General features: G+C 74.5%; 12 protein-coding genes. 7 read left to right on the forward strand and 5 right to left on the reverse strand.

Annotation, left to right across the window (positions count from 1 at the left end):
- Positions 1-2,891: poly(A) polymerase (locus tag ACFWYW_RS57855; protein ID WP_379641436.1), on the forward strand; the 2,891-nt coding region annotated here is incomplete at its 5' end.
- Positions 2,892-2,898: 7 nt separating this feature from the next.
- Positions 2,899-4,632, forward strand: a complete 1,734-nt coding sequence (locus tag ACFWYW_RS57860) for a GNAT family N-acetyltransferase (RefSeq protein WP_379626670.1) — start codon at positions 2,899-2,901, stop codon at positions 4,630-4,632.
- Here ACFWYW_RS57860 and ACFWYW_RS57865 read toward each other — a convergent pair.
- Complete coding sequence (locus ACFWYW_RS57865) at positions 4,580-5,305, reverse strand: hypothetical protein (protein WP_379626668.1); 726 nt, start codon at positions 5,303-5,305, stop codon at positions 4,580-4,582. The two genes, ACFWYW_RS57860 and ACFWYW_RS57865, sit on opposite strands and share 53 nt — an antisense overlap.
- Positions 5,306-5,448: 143 nt before the next feature.
- Between ACFWYW_RS57865 and ACFWYW_RS57870 the strand changes: the two genes are divergently transcribed.
- Both ACFWYW_RS57870 and ACFWYW_RS57875 read left to right on the forward strand, forming a co-directional pair.
- Positions 5,449-6,783, forward strand: coding sequence for a hypothetical protein (locus tag ACFWYW_RS57870; RefSeq protein ID WP_379626666.1), 1,335 nt, complete (start codon positions 5,449-5,451; stop codon positions 6,781-6,783).
- A complete protein-coding gene (locus ACFWYW_RS57875) occupies positions 6,780-7,580 on the forward strand; it encodes a substrate-binding periplasmic protein (protein ID WP_379626664.1) in 801 nt (266 codons plus the stop codon). The genes ACFWYW_RS57870 and ACFWYW_RS57875 overlap by 4 nt, the downstream gene beginning before the upstream one ends.
- Here ACFWYW_RS57875 and ACFWYW_RS57880 read toward each other — a convergent pair.
- Positions 7,577-8,587, reverse strand: a complete 1,011-nt coding sequence (locus ACFWYW_RS57880; protein WP_379626662.1) for an ABC transporter substrate-binding protein — start codon at positions 8,585-8,587, stop codon at positions 7,577-7,579. The genes ACFWYW_RS57875 and ACFWYW_RS57880 overlap by 4 nt on opposite strands.
- A gap of 186 nt (positions 8,588-8,773) precedes the next feature.
- On the opposite strand from ACFWYW_RS57880, the gene ACFWYW_RS57885 reads away from it, so the two are divergent.
- Together ACFWYW_RS57885 and ACFWYW_RS57890 are read left to right on the forward strand one after the other, a co-directional pair.
- Positions 8,774-11,242, forward strand: coding sequence for an FtsX-like permease family protein (locus ACFWYW_RS57885; protein ID WP_379626660.1), 2,469 nt, complete (start codon positions 8,774-8,776; stop codon positions 11,240-11,242).
- A 6-nt stretch (positions 11,243-11,248) separates the two neighbouring features.
- Positions 11,249-12,007 (forward strand): ABC transporter ATP-binding protein, encoded by a 759-nt coding sequence (locus tag ACFWYW_RS57890; RefSeq protein WP_379626658.1) that lies wholly within the window; start codon positions 11,249-11,251, stop codon positions 12,005-12,007.
- Here ACFWYW_RS57890 and ACFWYW_RS57895 read toward each other — a convergent pair.
- The 3 genes from ACFWYW_RS57895 to ACFWYW_RS57905 are packed head-to-tail and all read right to left on the reverse strand — an operon-like array spanning position 11,968 to position 14,584.
- On the reverse strand, positions 11,968-12,633 hold the full coding sequence (locus tag ACFWYW_RS57895; RefSeq protein WP_379626656.1) for a response regulator: 666 nt from the start codon (positions 12,631-12,633) through the stop codon (positions 11,968-11,970). The genes ACFWYW_RS57890 and ACFWYW_RS57895 overlap by 40 nt on opposite strands.
- Positions 12,630-13,700, reverse strand: coding sequence for a sensor histidine kinase (locus ACFWYW_RS57900; protein ID WP_379626654.1), 1,071 nt, complete (start codon positions 13,698-13,700; stop codon positions 12,630-12,632). The genes ACFWYW_RS57895 and ACFWYW_RS57900 overlap by 4 nt, the downstream gene beginning before the upstream one ends.
- Before the next feature lie 29 nt (positions 13,701-13,729).
- Positions 13,730-14,584, reverse strand: coding sequence for an AraC family transcriptional regulator (locus tag ACFWYW_RS57905; protein ID WP_379626652.1), 855 nt, complete (start codon positions 14,582-14,584; stop codon positions 13,730-13,732).
- Between the two features lie 84 nt (positions 14,585-14,668).
- Here ACFWYW_RS57905 and ACFWYW_RS57910 point away from each other — a divergent pair.
- Positions 14,669-15,456 (forward strand): NAD(P)H-binding protein (locus ACFWYW_RS57910; protein ID WP_379641437.1); only part of this gene is annotated, 788 nt, incomplete at its 3' end.

Consider the following 15,456-nt stretch of genomic DNA (forward strand, 5'->3'; position numbering starts at 1 on the left):
TGGGCGTCGGCCAGCGCGACGCCGCGCCCAAGCGGGTCGCGCTGGCCGCGTTCACGCCGGGCGGCGAGATCCCCTGGCATCGGGTGCTGTTCGTCGAGGCGGACGGCGAGCTGGTCTGGGACCGGGCCACGGGCCTGGACCGCCTCGACACCTGCGAGGCGGGCCGGGCGCGCGACCCGCGCCGCCTGCGCGCGCCGTTCTTCACCGCGCGGACGCCGTACGCGTGGGACCCGGCGGGGCAATGGCGACCCGCCACCAGACCCACCGGCGGACCCGCCACCGGACCCGCCGGCGGGGTGCCGGGGTCCGGGGGCGGGGTGCCGGGGTCCGGGGGCGGGGTGCCGGGGTCCGGGGGCGGGGTGGTGCGGGTGCTGACGTGGAACACGCTGTGGGACCGCTACGACAGCGACCGCATCGACACCGCCCGCCGCCGCGCCCTGCTCCTGCGCGACCTTGAGCAGGCCGACGCGGACGTCCTCGCGCTGCAGGAGGTCGAGCCGGCGCTGGTGTCCATGCTGCTGGCCGCCCCCTGGGTACGCGCCGCCTACACCCTGGGCACCGACCCCCACGGACCGGACGTCGACGACGGCCTCCTGCTGCTCAGCCGGCTGCCCGTACGCGAGGCGGCCGGCCACGAGCTCGGCCCGCACAAGTCGGTGGCCGCCATCGTCGCCGACACCACCGCCGGCCCGCTCGTCGTCGCCGTCACCCATCTGACCAGCGACCATTCCGCCGACGGCGCGGGCAGGCGGCGCGCCGAGCTGGCCCGGATCGCCGAAGGGCTGTCCGGCCTGGACGGTGACCTGGTCCTGATGGGCGACTTCAACGACGGCACCGGCACCCCGGAGTCCGCGCTCGGCCTGCGCGACGCCTGGACCGAGGCGCACGGAGCCGACGAGACCCCCACCTTCGACCCCGGCGTCAACCCGCTGGCCGCGCTCTCCTCCCGGTCCGGCCGGGCGGCGCGCCTGGACCGGGTTCTGCTCCGCGGACGCCCCCGGGTCGTCTCGGCGGCCCTGCGCGGCGACACGCCAGACCCCGGCGGGCTGTACGTCTCCGACCACTACGGGGTCGAGGCGGTCCTCGACGTCTCCGGCGCCGAGGACGGCGGGGTGCTGGACGTGCCGCCGACGGCGCGTACGGCGGTGGCGTGGATACCGCCGCGCGAGCTGTGGCCGCCGATCCAGGAGGTCCGGCGCGCGCACGATCCGCAGCTCGACCGCTGGCCGCCGCATGTCAACCTGCTTTTCGGGTTCGTGCCGGAGTCGGAGTTCGAGGCGGCGGCGCCGTTGGTGGCCGCGGCGGCCGCCGAGGCGGAGCCGTTCACCGCCCGGCTGGAAGGGGTGCGCACGTTCCGTCACCGCACCCACACGACCTCCTGGCTCGACCCCGCCGCCGCCAGCTCCGCGCCCTGGGCCGGGCTGCGCCGTTCACTCGAACGACGTTTCCCGCGCTGCGAGGGCCGCCGCGAGGGCTTCACCCCGCACCTGACGCTCGGCCGCACCGACGCCACGATCCGCCTCGCCGCGATGACGGCGCGGGTCGGCGAGCTGGTACTGCTGTCGCGCCGCGGCGAGGAGCCCATGCGCCCCCGCGCCCGGATCACCCTGGGCACCGGCGAGATCCACTGGCTCCCCGACCCGCCCTCCCCCGCACCCCGGACGACCGCCGCGCCAGAGCTCCCCGGCCAACTGGCCGACGGGCCCAGCCGGCGGGCCGCGGAGCCGAAGCGGCCCGACCGAGCAACCGGGGAGTCTCGGCCTGACCGGGCGATCGGCCGGGGTGACAAGGCGGCGGGTGGCTCTGATCGTCGCGACCTGGACGCGGTGGCCGGGCAGGTGGTGCGGCGGCTGGAGGAGGCACTGGAGCCGGGGGTCGTGCACGTCACCGGCTCCCGGCGCATGGGCTGTGAGCTGCCCGGCGCGGACCTGGACCTGGTGGCGGTGCTGCCCGGCGCGGCCGACGCCGAGTCCCTGGTACGCGCCGCGCTGCCCGAGGCGGCCCGGCTGCGCCAGGTGATCGGCGCCCGGGTGCCCGGCCTGCGCTTCCACACCGGCGGACTCGACGTGGACCTGACCGTGGTGCCCGCCGGTGCCGTCCCGCCGGACCAGGCGCTCGCCCGCCGGGCCGAGCTGGGCGAGCAGGCGGCGATCGCGCTCAGCGCCGTCACCGACGCACAGGCCCTCCGCACCACCGGTGACGGGCATGCCCGCTTCACCCGCCTGGCCAGGCAGGTCAAGGCGTGGGCACGGGCGCGTGGCCTGGACTCCGCCCCGTTCGGCGGCCTGCCCGGCCTGGCCTGGGCGGTCATGGCCGCACGCACCGTACGCGCGAGCGAGCCCGGGGACGACCCGCTGAACCGGTTCTTCAGCACCTGGGCCGCCTGGGACTGGCGCGACCCGATCGCCCTCGACCCCACCGCGACCGCCGGGGAAGCGGCCCCCGTCACGGTGCTGACCCCCAGCGACCCGGTACGCAACTGCGCCCGCCAGGTCGGCCCCGGCGGCCTGGACCTGCTCACCCAGGAGCTCTACCTGGCCTGGGAGCTCACGGACAGCGGCCGGAGCGCCGAACTCCTGTCCGCGCCGCCGCTGCACCGCAGGCACAAGGCCTGGGCGGTGGTGACCGTCGGCTCGCCGGAGGAACTCGGCCGCGTCAGGGGCCGCATGCTGGACCTGCTGGCCGCCCTGGCCGAGGCGGGGGCGGCGGACGCGCATGCCTGGCCGCGCCCGTTCGAGAGCGGCCCGCGGCGCACCCGCTACGCGATCGGCCTGGGCCGCACTCCCCCGCCGGCCGGACGGCTGGGCGAAATCACCGGCCGGTGGGCAAGAGATCTGGCGGGCGTCTCGGTCGAGCACGCCGAGGGCGGGGCCGTACCGACCTTGATATGAATGCGGGGTGAGCGGACGGGTGCGGCTGAGGGCGGCACGGCCGGACGAGGCCGGGCCGCTGAGCGGGCTGGCGATGCGGTCCAAGGCGTCCTGGGGGTATGACGAGGCGTTCCTGGAAGCCTGCCGGGAGGAGTTACGGCTGCGCGACGTCGTCGCCCGCAGGACCGTGGTCGCCGAGCGGGACGGCGGCGTGGTGGGGTTCGCCACCCTCGACGGCGACCAGCCGGACGGCGAGCTGGGCATGCTGTTCGTGGAGCCGGAGGCGATCGGCCAGGGCGTGGGCAGGCTCCTCTACCGGCGGGTGCTCGAAGAGGCGGGGCGGATCGGGTTCACCCGGCTGTCGATCGCCGCCGACCCGCACGCCGAGGGCTTCTACCTGGCGATGGGCGCGCGGCGGCACGGCTACTCGGGCGCGCTGCCGCTGCTGGTCGCCTGGCCGCCGGGACCGGAACCGGCGTGGGTGAACGCGTGGACCGGCGGGCGGCCGGCCGTGCACGTCGGCAATGTCGCCGAGTTCAACCGGACGTTCAGCCCCATCCCGGCCGGAGGTGACCATTACTCCTGCCTCGCGGTGTTCGCGAGCCCGCATCCCGCGGTCGTGATCCTGCCGGAGCCGGTGGACGAAGCCTGGATCCGGGATCTGGCGGACGTGCTCGGCTGGGGCGAGGTGGAGGTCCACGGCGGCGTCGCCGCGGACGGCGGGGTGTCGGCGGCGATCGCATCGAGCCCGGACCTCAGGGAGTGCCTCGGCCGGGGGCGGGTGCTGCCCTGGGGGCGAAGCGCGGAGTTCGAACGGATCGTCCCGTCGGCGGGCGGCGTCCTCCAGGCCGTCGCGAGGTTCGAGTCCAAGCGCGGCGCGCACGAGCTGTTCCGGGCGCTGGCCCCCGGGCATCCGGGCATCCTCATCCCGCGGCAGCGGCCGGTCGGTTCACGGCGGGAGCTGCTGCGCGAGCTGGCCCGGGGAGAACCGCTGGTGCTGAAGACGGAGTACGGCGTCGGCGGGTCAGGCACGCTGGTCGTGACCGGCGCCACGCCGCGGATCGGCGCACTGGCGCGGCGATGGGCGCGCGAGGGCGGGCTGGTGGAGGAGTACGTGGACGGCTCGGGCCCGTTCCGCGCCCCGACCTTCGACGCCGTCATCGACGACACCGGCCGGGTGCACCCGGTCGGGGCGGGCGCGATGGTGATGGACGGCACCCGCTACCAGGGGGTCACCGTCGGCCCCGGCGTGCTGCCCGCGGCGCTCGAAGAGACGGCCGTGCGGTTCGGCGGCGCGGTGGGCGGGGCGCTGGCCGCGCACGGGTACCGGGGGTGGTTCGACGTGGACTACGTCACCGGCCCGACCGGCCGCCTGGCCCCGACCGAGATCAACCTGCGGCTCACCGGCCCGGCGGCGGCGTTCTGCGTCCAGGCCCGGCTGGACCGGCTCCACGGCGGCCGCCACTTCGTGCGCACCCTGGACTGCCTGCCGCTCGGCGCCCGCCTGCCCCCGGCCGCGCTGCGCGCCCATGTGGCGCGGGCGGCGGAGGAGTGCCGGGGGCTCGGCGCGACGCTGCTGGTCACGGTGCCGACGGCGGCGGCTGAGGCGGAGCCGTACCTCGGAGTGGCGATCGCCGCGCGCACGGCCCGCGCCCTGGACGAGGCGGAGGCCGCGCTGCGCGGCGCGAACGAGGCGCTCGGCGCCATCTTCACCGCCTCGGCACGGCCACGAAGAGGACGACCACGGCCGCGGCGATCATGAGGGTGACGTTGAACCCGTAGACCAAGGCGGCCTGGCGCGGCCAGTCCGTCTTGGCGGCGAGCCGGTAGAAGTTGTCCTGCGGCCACCACGCGACCAGCAGCCAGGTGATCGCCAGTTGCGCGAGCGTCGTCAGCCACGCCGGGCGCCCCAGCCGGGCCAGGAACGACCGCCCGGACACCAGGAACATGACGCCCAGCCCGAACGACACGTACTCGGCGGCGTACAGCCCGCGGAAGAACCCGGCCCACGGCTGGGGCACACCGGTCAGATCCGTCGAGTACGGCCAGAGCACGTCCGTCAGCCCGAACGCCGCCATCCCCGCCGCCACGGCGACCAGCACCCGGACGGGCACCATGCTTGCGGCCTCACCGCCCCACCCGCCCGCCTTCCCGCCCCCGCTCCTCGCCGGCCCGGCCCGCACGGGCAGCGGCAGGCTCCCGTGCTCGATCGCGCCGTCCGGCGTGCGCGGCAACACGGGCACCACGGCGACCAGGTCGGGCACCTGCCGCTCCGGCAGCCGCCCGCGCAGGAACGAGGCGAGCTCCTGTCCCCGCGTGCCGCCGGGCGCGACGACGTACGCGATCAGCGTCGTGCCGTCCCTGACGACGGCGCAGTCGGCCACCTTCGGGTGCGCGCGTAACTCCCTTTCGATGACGCTGAGGCGATCCGGCATACACGGCCCCCATCTCGAGTCGATGATCGTCGTTCCTGAGGTTGTACCCAGCCTCTTGCGGAGCCGTCGCGCTCGCGGTCATGCTCGATCTTGGAGCACAAGTCGATGTCGGGAGGCGCGGTGCGCACACGCCGGAGCGGCCCATGACGGTGACGGTGACGGCGGCGCCCCCGGCCAGGCGCGAGAGATCGGTCTCCGGGCGGGTGCGGCTGCTGTCCGGGCTGGCCCTGCTGGCGCTGGCGCTGCTGCTGGGCGCGTTCGTGGCCGGGGCGGCGAGCACCGGCACGGGCCTGCGTACCATCGGGCACGACGCCGGCCCCCAGGTGCTGGCCACCACGGGCCTGTACCGGCAGATGTCGGAGATGGACGCGCTGGTGGCCGAGGCCCTGCTGCTCGGCAGAGAGTACGGCCCGCAGCAGCAGGCCGACCTGACCGGCTACGACCAGCGGCGGCTGGAGATCTCCGAGAGCCTGCTCAAGGCCTACCGGCTCGCCCTGGACAACCCCGCCGAGCAGCGCACGGTCGAGTCGCTGATCGAGGGCCTGGGCCGCTACGAACGGCTGGCCGCCCACGCCCGCCTGCTCGACACCCAGTCCGGGCACACCGCGGGCGCGCCGCCCGACAACGTGGTCGCCGCCTACCAGCGGGCCACCGACCTCATGCACCGCGAGCTGCTCCCCCAGGCCTACAACCTGACGCTGGAGACCGGGACGATCGTGCGGCGCGCGCACGACGCCGAGCGCTCGGCCACCTCGCTGGCCCGCACCGCGGTCATCGTGACCGGGCTGCTCGCGCTGGGCTGCCTGCTGGCGTTGCAGGCGTACCTGACGCGCAGGTTCCGGCGGGTCTTCGCCCCGGCGCTGGTGGTGGCCACCGTGCTCACCGCGGCCGGGCTGGTGAGCGGCCTGGCCCTGCTCAACCAGCAGGGGCGGGCGCTGGAGGAGGCCAAGGCCCGCGGGTTCGACGCGGTGCTGACCCTGACCAGGACGCGGGCGATCAGCAAGAGCATGCACGGCGACCAGAGCCGCTACCTGCTCGACCGCTTCCGCAAGGACACCTACGAGCACACCTTCCTGGACAAGGCCCGCACGATCGTCGCGGTCGAGTCGACCAGCCTGCCCGACTACCAGAGCAAGCTGCACCGGGACTTCCAGGGGGTGCTCGGCGGCCTGGCCGGGCGCGACCGCGACCGGCTCTTCGCCGTCTACCAGCGCTTCCAGCGGGCCGACGCGCGGATGCGCACCATGTCGGGCGAGGCGGCGATCAAGTTCTGGGACGGCGAGCTCACCCAGGCCTACGAGGGCTACGACCAGGTGCTGGAGGAACTGGTCCGGCGGCACGAGTCGGACTTCGAGCGAGCCATCGACAGCGGCGACGGCGCTCTGGAGACGCTGTGGCGGTGGATCCCGGCGGGGCTGGCCGCCAGCGCCCTGTTCATCCTGGCCGGCATCCGGCCCCGGCTGAGGGAGTACCGGTGAGAAGACTGCTGATCTGCCTCATCCTGACGCTCACCGCCTGCGGCACCGCCCGGCCGGAGTCCTTCGTGGACAAGGACGAGCTGATCGTCGCCATCCGCTCCGACGTGCCGCTGATCAGCTTCAAGGGGCAGGACGGCGCCTACCAGGGCTTCAACATCGACGTGGCCCAGGACCTCGTCACCCGGCTGGGCAAGCGGATCCGCTGGCTGGAGATCAAGGCCGGCGACCAGATCACCGTGCTCACCGACGGGCGGGCCGACCTGGTCTTCGCCCACATGTCGGTCACGCCGGAGCGTAAGAAGCTGATCGACTTCGCCGGGCCGTACCACGTCGACTTCCAGGACATCGCGGTACGGCCCGCCGACAAGGGCGTCATCCGCGACGTCCGCGACCTCAAAGACCGCAAGATCTGCTTGGTGAAAGGCACGAACATCGCCCAGCGGATCGTGGACGAACGCCGCGTCGAGGCGAAGCCGATCGAGGCGCCCGACTACAACGTCTGCCTCGACATGATCAAGGACGGCCGGATCGACGCCATCTCCACCAACAGCCAGATCCTCGCCGGGCTGCTCACCAAACCCGGCGTCGACCTGCACCTGGTCGGCGCGACGTTCAACGAGCAGCGCACCTCCATCGGGGTGCGCAAGGGCGACGTCGACGGCTGCGAGGAGCTCAACCGGGCCATCACCCGCATGTACCAGGACGGCACCGCGCACATGCTGCTGGACAAGTGGTTCGGCAAGTCGGGCATCGACCTGTCGGTGGTCTCGGTGCCGCAGTTCGAGGGCTGCTCCTAGGCGGGCGGAGCGGCGACCTCGGCGCCGAACCTGGCGACGAGTTCCTGCTTGGCCCGCCCGGCGGCCTCCACGTCGTAGGGGACCAGCTTGACCGTCGCCGGGTCGGCCGCCTTGGAGTGCGGCGGCACCCGCGTGTTGGTGGGCAGGGCGTAGAACTTCACCAGCGGCCCGAGCCGCTGGGAGGCCCCGCTCAGCGCCCAGTCGACGTACGTGCGCGCGCTGTCCGGATTGTGCGCCCCGGCCAGGACGGCCAGCCCGCCGAGCTCGTAGCCGGTGCCTTCCCGGGGGAAGGTCACCTCCAGGTCCGGATAGCCCTGTTCCTGGGCGGCGACGCAGTCGTGGGAGAACACGACGCCGACCGCCGCCTCCCCCTTGGCCGCCTGCACGGCGGCGTCGCTGCCGGAGGTGTTGTACCGCGGCACGTTCTGGTGGAGGCCGCGCATGTAGCCGAGCGCCGCGCCGGTGTCGCGGCCGTTCAGCTCGGCCTGGGTCCACAGCGCGGTGTAGGCGGTGCCCGAGGTGGCCGGATGGGCGATGGCGACGCCGCCGCGCAGCCTCTTGTCCAGCAGTTCGCTCCAGGAGCGGATCGGCTTCATGCCGCGCTCGGCCAGCTTCTTGGTGTTGTTGCAGAAGGACAGCACCCCGGCGTAGATCCCGCTCCAGGCGCCGTCGCGGTCGGCCCAGCCCGGCCGGATCTCCCCGGACACCTCCGACCGGTACGGCTCCAGCAGCCCCTGCCCCTTGGCCGCCACGTAGGCGTCGGCCGGGCCGCCGTGCCAGACGTCGAACTCCTGGCGCTCCCTGGCCCCCTTGATCCGTTCCAGCGCCTCCCCGCTGGACAGCCGCACGTAGTCGGCCTCCACGCCGGTGGCGTCGGCGAACCGCTTGACCATCATCGCGCACCACCGCTCGCTCGCCCCGCACGCGACCGTGATCTTGTCCCGTCTCGGTGACGCGCAGCCCGCGGCGACGAGGACCACTACCAGCACGGCGGCCAACGGCCTCATTGCCTCTCCCAGGGGGTCGCCCAGATGTGATCTCATTCGACACTCCGCCGCGCGGCTCACGCAACGGGGTACCCGGGTACTCCTCGCCGGAGTACCCGGGTACCGGCCGAAGATCCGCCTGGATGCGGAGGCCGCGCGCCACCGCCGCCGGGAGCCTGGAAGGGACGACTTTCCAGGGAGGTTCTCTTGCTGTGGCTGGCATGGCGGACGGTACGGCGGCATCCGGGCAGCGTGCTGGGCGCGCTGATCACGCTCATCCTGGCCGCCACCGTGGTCGGCGCGATGTGGTTCGTGGTCGACTCGGCCGAGCGGCAACGGCCCGTGGTCGAGCGCTACGCCGGGGTCCCGCTCGTGGTCGGCGCCGGCGGCGTCGCGGGGGCGCTGCCGCCCGGCCTGGTGCGCGCGCTCGGCGCGCTGCCCGAGGTGGCGCGGACCGTGCCTGACCTCACGTTCATCGCGCCGCTGTCGGTGCGCGGGACGACGGTGAGCGTCCCGGGCGACCAGTACCCGAGCCCGGCCGGGCACGGGTGGGGCAGCGCCGCGCTGACGCCGTTCCGGATCGAGCGGGGCCGGCCGCCGGGCGCGCCGGGCGAGGTGGTGATGGACGCGCGGCTGGCCGGGGCGGCGGGGGTCGCCGTGGGCGGGCGGGTCGAGGTGGCGGTGTCCGGGGTCTTCCGGCCGTACGAGGTGGTGGGGGTGGCGGTGGCCGCGGGGGCCTGGCGCCACCAGTCGGCGTTGTTCTTCACCGACGATCACGCCGCCGAACTGGCCGGGCGACGTGGCGGCGTCGACGCCATCGGCGTCTTCCCGGCTGTCGGCGTCGATCCGGAGCGGCTGGGGCGGGCGATCGGCCGGGTGCTGGAGCCGTACAACCGGCAAACCACGCTTCCGCTGCGGGTCTTCACCGGCGACGCCCGCGGCCTGGCCGAGGGCAACGTCGTCACGAGCTCCGGCGCGGGGTTCAACACCCTGTGGTTCCTGGTGTACATGACCGGGCTGGTCGCGGTCGGCATGGTGTCGGCGGTCATGGGGCTGTCGCTGCGGCGCAGGGGCGGGGAACTGGCGGTGCTGCGGGCGGTCGGCGCGCGTCCCGGGCAGTTGCGGGCGATGCTGGTCGCGGAGGCGGTCCTGCTCGCCCTGGCCGCGGGCGCGGTGGCGGTGCCGCTGGGCGCGCTGCTCGCGCCGGTGGTGGCCGGCCGCCTGCGCGAGTTCCGCGTGCTGAACGCCGCGTTCGAGGTGCGCCACACGCCACTGCCCGCGCTCTGGACGGTCCTGTTCGGCGTGGCCGTCGCGCTGGTGGCGAGCATGCTGGCGGTACGGCGGGCCATGCGCATCCGCCCCGGCGACGCGCTGGCCGAAGCCCCGGCCGAAGGCGCCCGGCTGGCCCGTGGCCGGCTGGCCACGGGGCTGGCGATGTTCGCGCTGGCCGTGGCGCTCACCGTCGTCCTGCTCGGGAACCTGCTCGCGCTGCCGGAGCCGCTGGGGCCGATGATCGCCCAGCTCGCGATCCTGATGGCGCTGGTCACCGGCGTGGGGCTGGTGGCCCCGTGGTTCGTGCTGCTCACCGGCCGGCTGCTGCGCGAGGCGGCGGCGCGGGCCGGTCGCGCGGGCGCCTTCCTGGCCACGGCGAACGTGGTCTTCAACCACCGCCGGTTCGCGGGGGCCGTCGGCTCGCTCACGCTGGGCCTCACGCTCGCCGGTGCGATCGTCGGCACGCAGTTCTTCTACGACTGGCGCGCGGCCCACCGGGCCACGGCCGAGGTCGTCGCGGACCACGTGCTCAAGCCCTCGTCGATCGCGAACGCCGTGGGCGAGGACCTGCGCCGCGGCCTGGGCGACGGGGCGGTGGGCGTCCGGATGCTGCCCATCACCGTCCTTCCCGAGGGGCGGGCGCCGGTCGCGATGACCGCCTCGCTGGTCACCGGCGATCCCACCCGGGTGCTGAGCCTTCCGGTGCGGGGCGGGCCGCTCGGCGGCCTGAAGGCCGGGCAGGTCGCGATGAGCGAGGGACTGGCCGCGGAGCACGGCGCCGGCGTCGGGTCGCGGATCCGGATCCGGCTGCCGGGCACTCTGGACGAGGCGAGCGTCACCGTGGCGGCCGTCTACGCCGACACCACCGAGCTCGGGCAGGTGCTGCTGCCCTTGGCCGGCCCGCTGCAGGCGCAGCCGTACGCGGCGATCTTTGTGCGTGGGCCGCTCGGACGGGAGGTCTCCTCCGCGGCGGTCGTCTCCCACGACCGGCGGGAGTACGTGGAGAGCAAGGCGCTGGAAAGCGCCGAGCGCAACCGCGTCATGCCCTACGTCGCGATGCTCATCGGGGTCTTCTGCCTGGTGGCGGCGGTCAACAGCCTGTGCCTGGGGGTCGTGGACCGCAGGCGGGAGTTCGGGGCCATGCGGCGGCTGGGGATGCGCCGGCGCCAGGTGATGGCGATGGCCGGGTGGGAGAGCACGCTCACCGTGCTGCCCGTGGTGGTGTTGTCGCTGGCCGCGGTCGCCGCCCTGGCGCTCGTGCACGCGGTGAGCGCCGGCGGGCTCGCCTCGCTGGGGTCCTTCATCCCCTTCGCGTGGCTCGCCCCGCTGGCGGGCGGCGCCCTGCTGGGGGCGTCGGCGGGTTCGGTCCTGGTCGTCCGTGCGGTCATGAAGAACGAGAGGTAGACGGAGATGAACATCACGCGTGAGCCCGCGGTCGTTCTCGACGGGCTCGGGAAGATCTACGGCTCGGGGGCCTCGGCCGTCACCGCGCTCCACAACATCAGTTACGGCTTCGCCCGGGGGTCGTTCACCGCGGTCATGGGCCAGTCGGGGTCGGGCAAGACGACGCTGCTGCAGTGCGCGGCGGGGCTCGTCCACCCCACGTCGGGCAGCGTGCGCGTGGGCGGCGCCGACCTCACCGGGCTGAAGGAGCGCGAGCTCGCCTCCATGCGGCGCGAGCGGGTCGGCTTCGTCTTCCAGTCGTTCAACCTGCTCCCGGCGCTGACCGCGCTGGAGAACATCGAGCTGCCGCTGCGCCTGGCGGGGCGGCGGCCCGACCCGGACTGGGTGCGGGAGCTGGTGGGCAGGACCGGCATCGCCGAGCACGTACACAGGCGCCCGCACGAGCTGTCCGGCGGCCAGCAGCAGCGGGTGGCCATCTGCCGCGCGCTGGCCGCCGGGCCCGAGGTCGTCTTCGCCGACGAACCGACGGGCAACCTCGACACCGCCTCGGGGCAGGAGATCCTGGCCATGCTCCGGCAGGTCGTCGACGCGCTGGGCCAGACGGTCGTCCTGGTCACCCACGACCCGGCCGCCGCCGCGCACGCCGACCGGGTGCTGTTCCTCAGCGACGGACGGCTGGTGGACGTCCTGACGGAGCCGACGCCCGAGCGGGTCGCGGCGGGAGTTCAGCGGTCCTCTCCCGGCCGCACCAGCCCGGCCTCGTAGGCGGCGATCACCGCCTGCGCGCGGTCGCGGACGCCGAGCTTGGCGAACAGCTCGCTCACCCGGTTCTTCACCGTCGACAGCGACAGGTTCGTCTCCTGCGCGATCTGCCCGTTGGACAGGCCGTGCGCGATGAGTTCGAGTACCCGCCGCTCGCGCTCGGTCAGCGCGGACAGCTCGGACGGCACCTCGGGCGCGCGGCGGCGGGCGGGGCGGACGAAGCTGCCGATCAGCCCGATCAGCAGCCGGGGCGCGACCGCCGCCTCGCCCCTGTGCACGATCCTGATGCCCTCGATCAGCTCCTCCGGCGAGGCGTCCTTGGGCAGGAAGCCCGACGCGCCCGCGCGCAGCGCGGCCACCACGTGTTCCTCCAGGTCGAAGGTGCTCAGCGCGAGCACCTTCGTCCCGGGGAGTTCGGCGACGATGCGCTCGGTGGCCGCGACGCCGTCCATGCCGGGCATGTGCAGGTCCATCAGGACCACGTCCGGGCGCAGTTCGTGGCTGCGCCGCACGGCCTCCAGACCGTCGCCCGCCTCGCCGATCGTCACCAGGCCAGCGCCGGTCTCCAGCAGCAGGCGCAGTCCCGCGCGGACCAGGACCTGGTCGTCGACGACCAGCACTCTGATCATGTCCGCTCCGGAAGGGGGATGCGGGCGCGCACGAGGAAGCCTCCGGCCGGTGCGGGGCCCGCCTTGAGCTCGCCCCCGACCAGCGAGACGCGCTCGGCCATGCCCGCCAGGCCGAGTCCCAGGCCGGAGCCGCCGGACGCGCCCCTGCCGTCGTCGCTCACCTCGACCTCGATCCGGCCGGGCAGGTACGCCAGCCGTACGCGGGAGGCGGCGCCGGCGGCGTGCTTGCGGGTGTTGGTCAGCGCCTCCTGGACGACGCGGTAGACCGCGTGGTCCACGGGCGCGGGCAGCGTGACCACCTCGCCGGTGACCTCCAGGGCGGCGTTGCCCGACTCCCCGACCAGCGCGGGCAGACCGGCGGCGCCGACGCCCGCGAGGCCCTCGGCCTTCTCGCCGTCGGTGCGCAGCACCTCCAGCAGATGGCGCATCTCCGTCATCGCCTGCCTGGCGGTGTCCTCGCCGGTGAGCAGGGCCTGCTTGGCGCGTTCGCCGTCGGTGGGGATCAGCCGCCTGGCCGCGCCCATGTACAGGCTCACCACGCTGACGTGGTGGGCGATGACGTCGTGCAGTTCGCGGGCGATGCGGCGGCGTTCCTCGCGCACGGCGCGCTCGGCGGCCTGCTCCCTGCCGCGGCGGGCCATCTCCGCGCGCAGTCCGACGACGTGCCCGGCCGTGACCGGGAGCATCGGGAACAGCGTCATCGTCACACCGGTCGGCGGGTGGCCCACCAGCGCGTCCGCGCTGAGCGTTCCTGAGACGGCCGCCGCGCCGAGCGCCACGGTGGCCGCGGCGCGGGCGGGCGCGTGGCGGCCCGCCAGGAACAGAGCGATGATCATGGCGCTGCCCGGGGTGTCGTAGCCGGGCGGCATGGTCCCCAGCAGGTAGAGCACGCCCACGAGCGCGACCACGGGAACCGGGTGCCGCCTGCCCAGCCCGACGAGCCCGGCGCAGGCCAGCGTGATCAGCAGGCTCTTGACGGTGCCCACCCCGCGCAGCTCGGCCGCCAGGACCACCGCCACGAGGACGAGATCACCGAGCCACGGCCGGCTCCGCACCCAGTCGATCACCGCCCCAATCTACGCGAATCACACGCTCGCTAGCCGGTGGCGGCGGTGCGGTAGGCGGTGGGGCTCTTGCCGAGGACCCGTTTGAAGGCCGTGCTGAAGCCGAACGCGTCGGCGTAGCCCACCTTGCGGGCCACCGAGGCGACGGTCGCGGCGGGTTCGGTGAGCATGTCGGCGGCCAGCGCCATCCGCCAGCTCGTCAGGTACGCCAGCGGCGGCTCCCCCACCAGCTCCGTGAACCGTTTCGCCAGCGTGGTACGGGAGACCGACGCCGCCTCCGCCAGGGAGGCGAGGGTCCAGGGCTCGGCGGGCGAGCCGTGGATGGCGCGCAGCGCGGGTCCGACCACGTCGTCGCCGAGCGCCGCGTACCAGCCGGGCACGACCGCCTCCGGCCGGGCGAACCACTCGCGCAGCGTGCACACCAGCAGCCAGTCGAGCAGCCGGTCCAGCACGAGCTGGTGGCCGGGGCGCCCGCTCAGGAGCTGAAACTCCAGGTACTCGGCCATGGTGGAGCAGCCGTGCTCGTCGGAGACCACCAGCATCGGCGGCAGCACCCGGACCAGGCGGCGCGCGACCTCGCCGCCGATCTCGTAGGAGCCGGTCAGCAGCACGGTCCGGTCGCCGGGCCCCGCGTCGCCGGCCGGGCCGGGCTCCGGGCTGTCGGCGAACACGAACGGCTCGGGGCCGGTCACGACGGCCGCCTCTCCGGCGCGTACCCGATGGGCCTGCTCGCCCCTGACCAGCCAGCCCTCGCCGCGCAGCGGGCAGCAGAGCGTCAGCGGCGCGCCCGTGCCGATCCGCACCGAGTAGGGCGGCGACAGCACCGACGCGTCGAAGACGGCTCCCTGGCCGCGCACACCTCTGAGCAGATCATCCAGCGGGTCCACCGTGCCACGATATCCGGACGATCGGACAACTCCCCCGTACGCTCACCCATGTCCCGGCCAGGCCGTCACCGGTTGGCTGGACCCATGAGTGAGATTCTGATTCTGGGCGCGAGCGGCAAGACCGGCCGCCGGTTGGTGCGGCGGTTGCGGGCGGCGGGCGAGAAGGTACGGCCGGCCTCCCGCTCCAGCCAGGTCCGGTTCGACTGGTCCGACCCCGGCACGTGGGACGAGACGCTGCGCGGGGCCCACGCCGTCTACCTGGTGGCCCCCGACAGCCCCGGCCCGGTCCACGAGTTCGTGGCGCGGGCGGCGGACGTCAGGAAGTACGTGGTGCTGTCGGGGCGTGGCGCCGACAAGCTCGACGCGGCCTTCTCCCGGAGCATGCTGGACGCCGAGCAGGCGGCGCGGGACTCCGGCGCGGAGTGGACGGTGCTGCGTGCCAACAACTTCAACCAGAACTTCGACGAGTTCGTGTGGCGCGACGGGGTGACGTCCGGGCTGCTCACGCTGCCTCTCGGGCGCACGCCGGAGCCGTTCGTCGACGTGGAGGACATCGCCGAGGTGGCCGCCGCCGTGCTGACCGGCGACGGGCACTCCGGGCGTACCTATGAGCTGTCGGGGCCGCGCGGGCTGACCTTCGAGGAGGCGGTCGAGATCATCGCGCGGACCTCGGGGCGCTCCATCCGGTACGAGGAGGTGACGCCGGAGGCGTACCGGGCGCAGCTCGTGACGGAGGGCTGGGGCGAGGAGGACGCCGACGGGGTCCTGGCCATGTTCGCCTACATGCGCGCCGGCCACGTGGCCGAGCCCGTCGACGGGGTCCGGCAGGTGCTCGGCCGCGAGGCGGCCTCGTTCGAGGACTACGCGAGGCG

This window comes from Nonomuraea sp. NPDC059023, from assembly GCF_042740095.1.
Lineage (GTDB): Bacteria > Actinomycetota > Actinomycetes > Streptosporangiales > Streptosporangiaceae > Nonomuraea.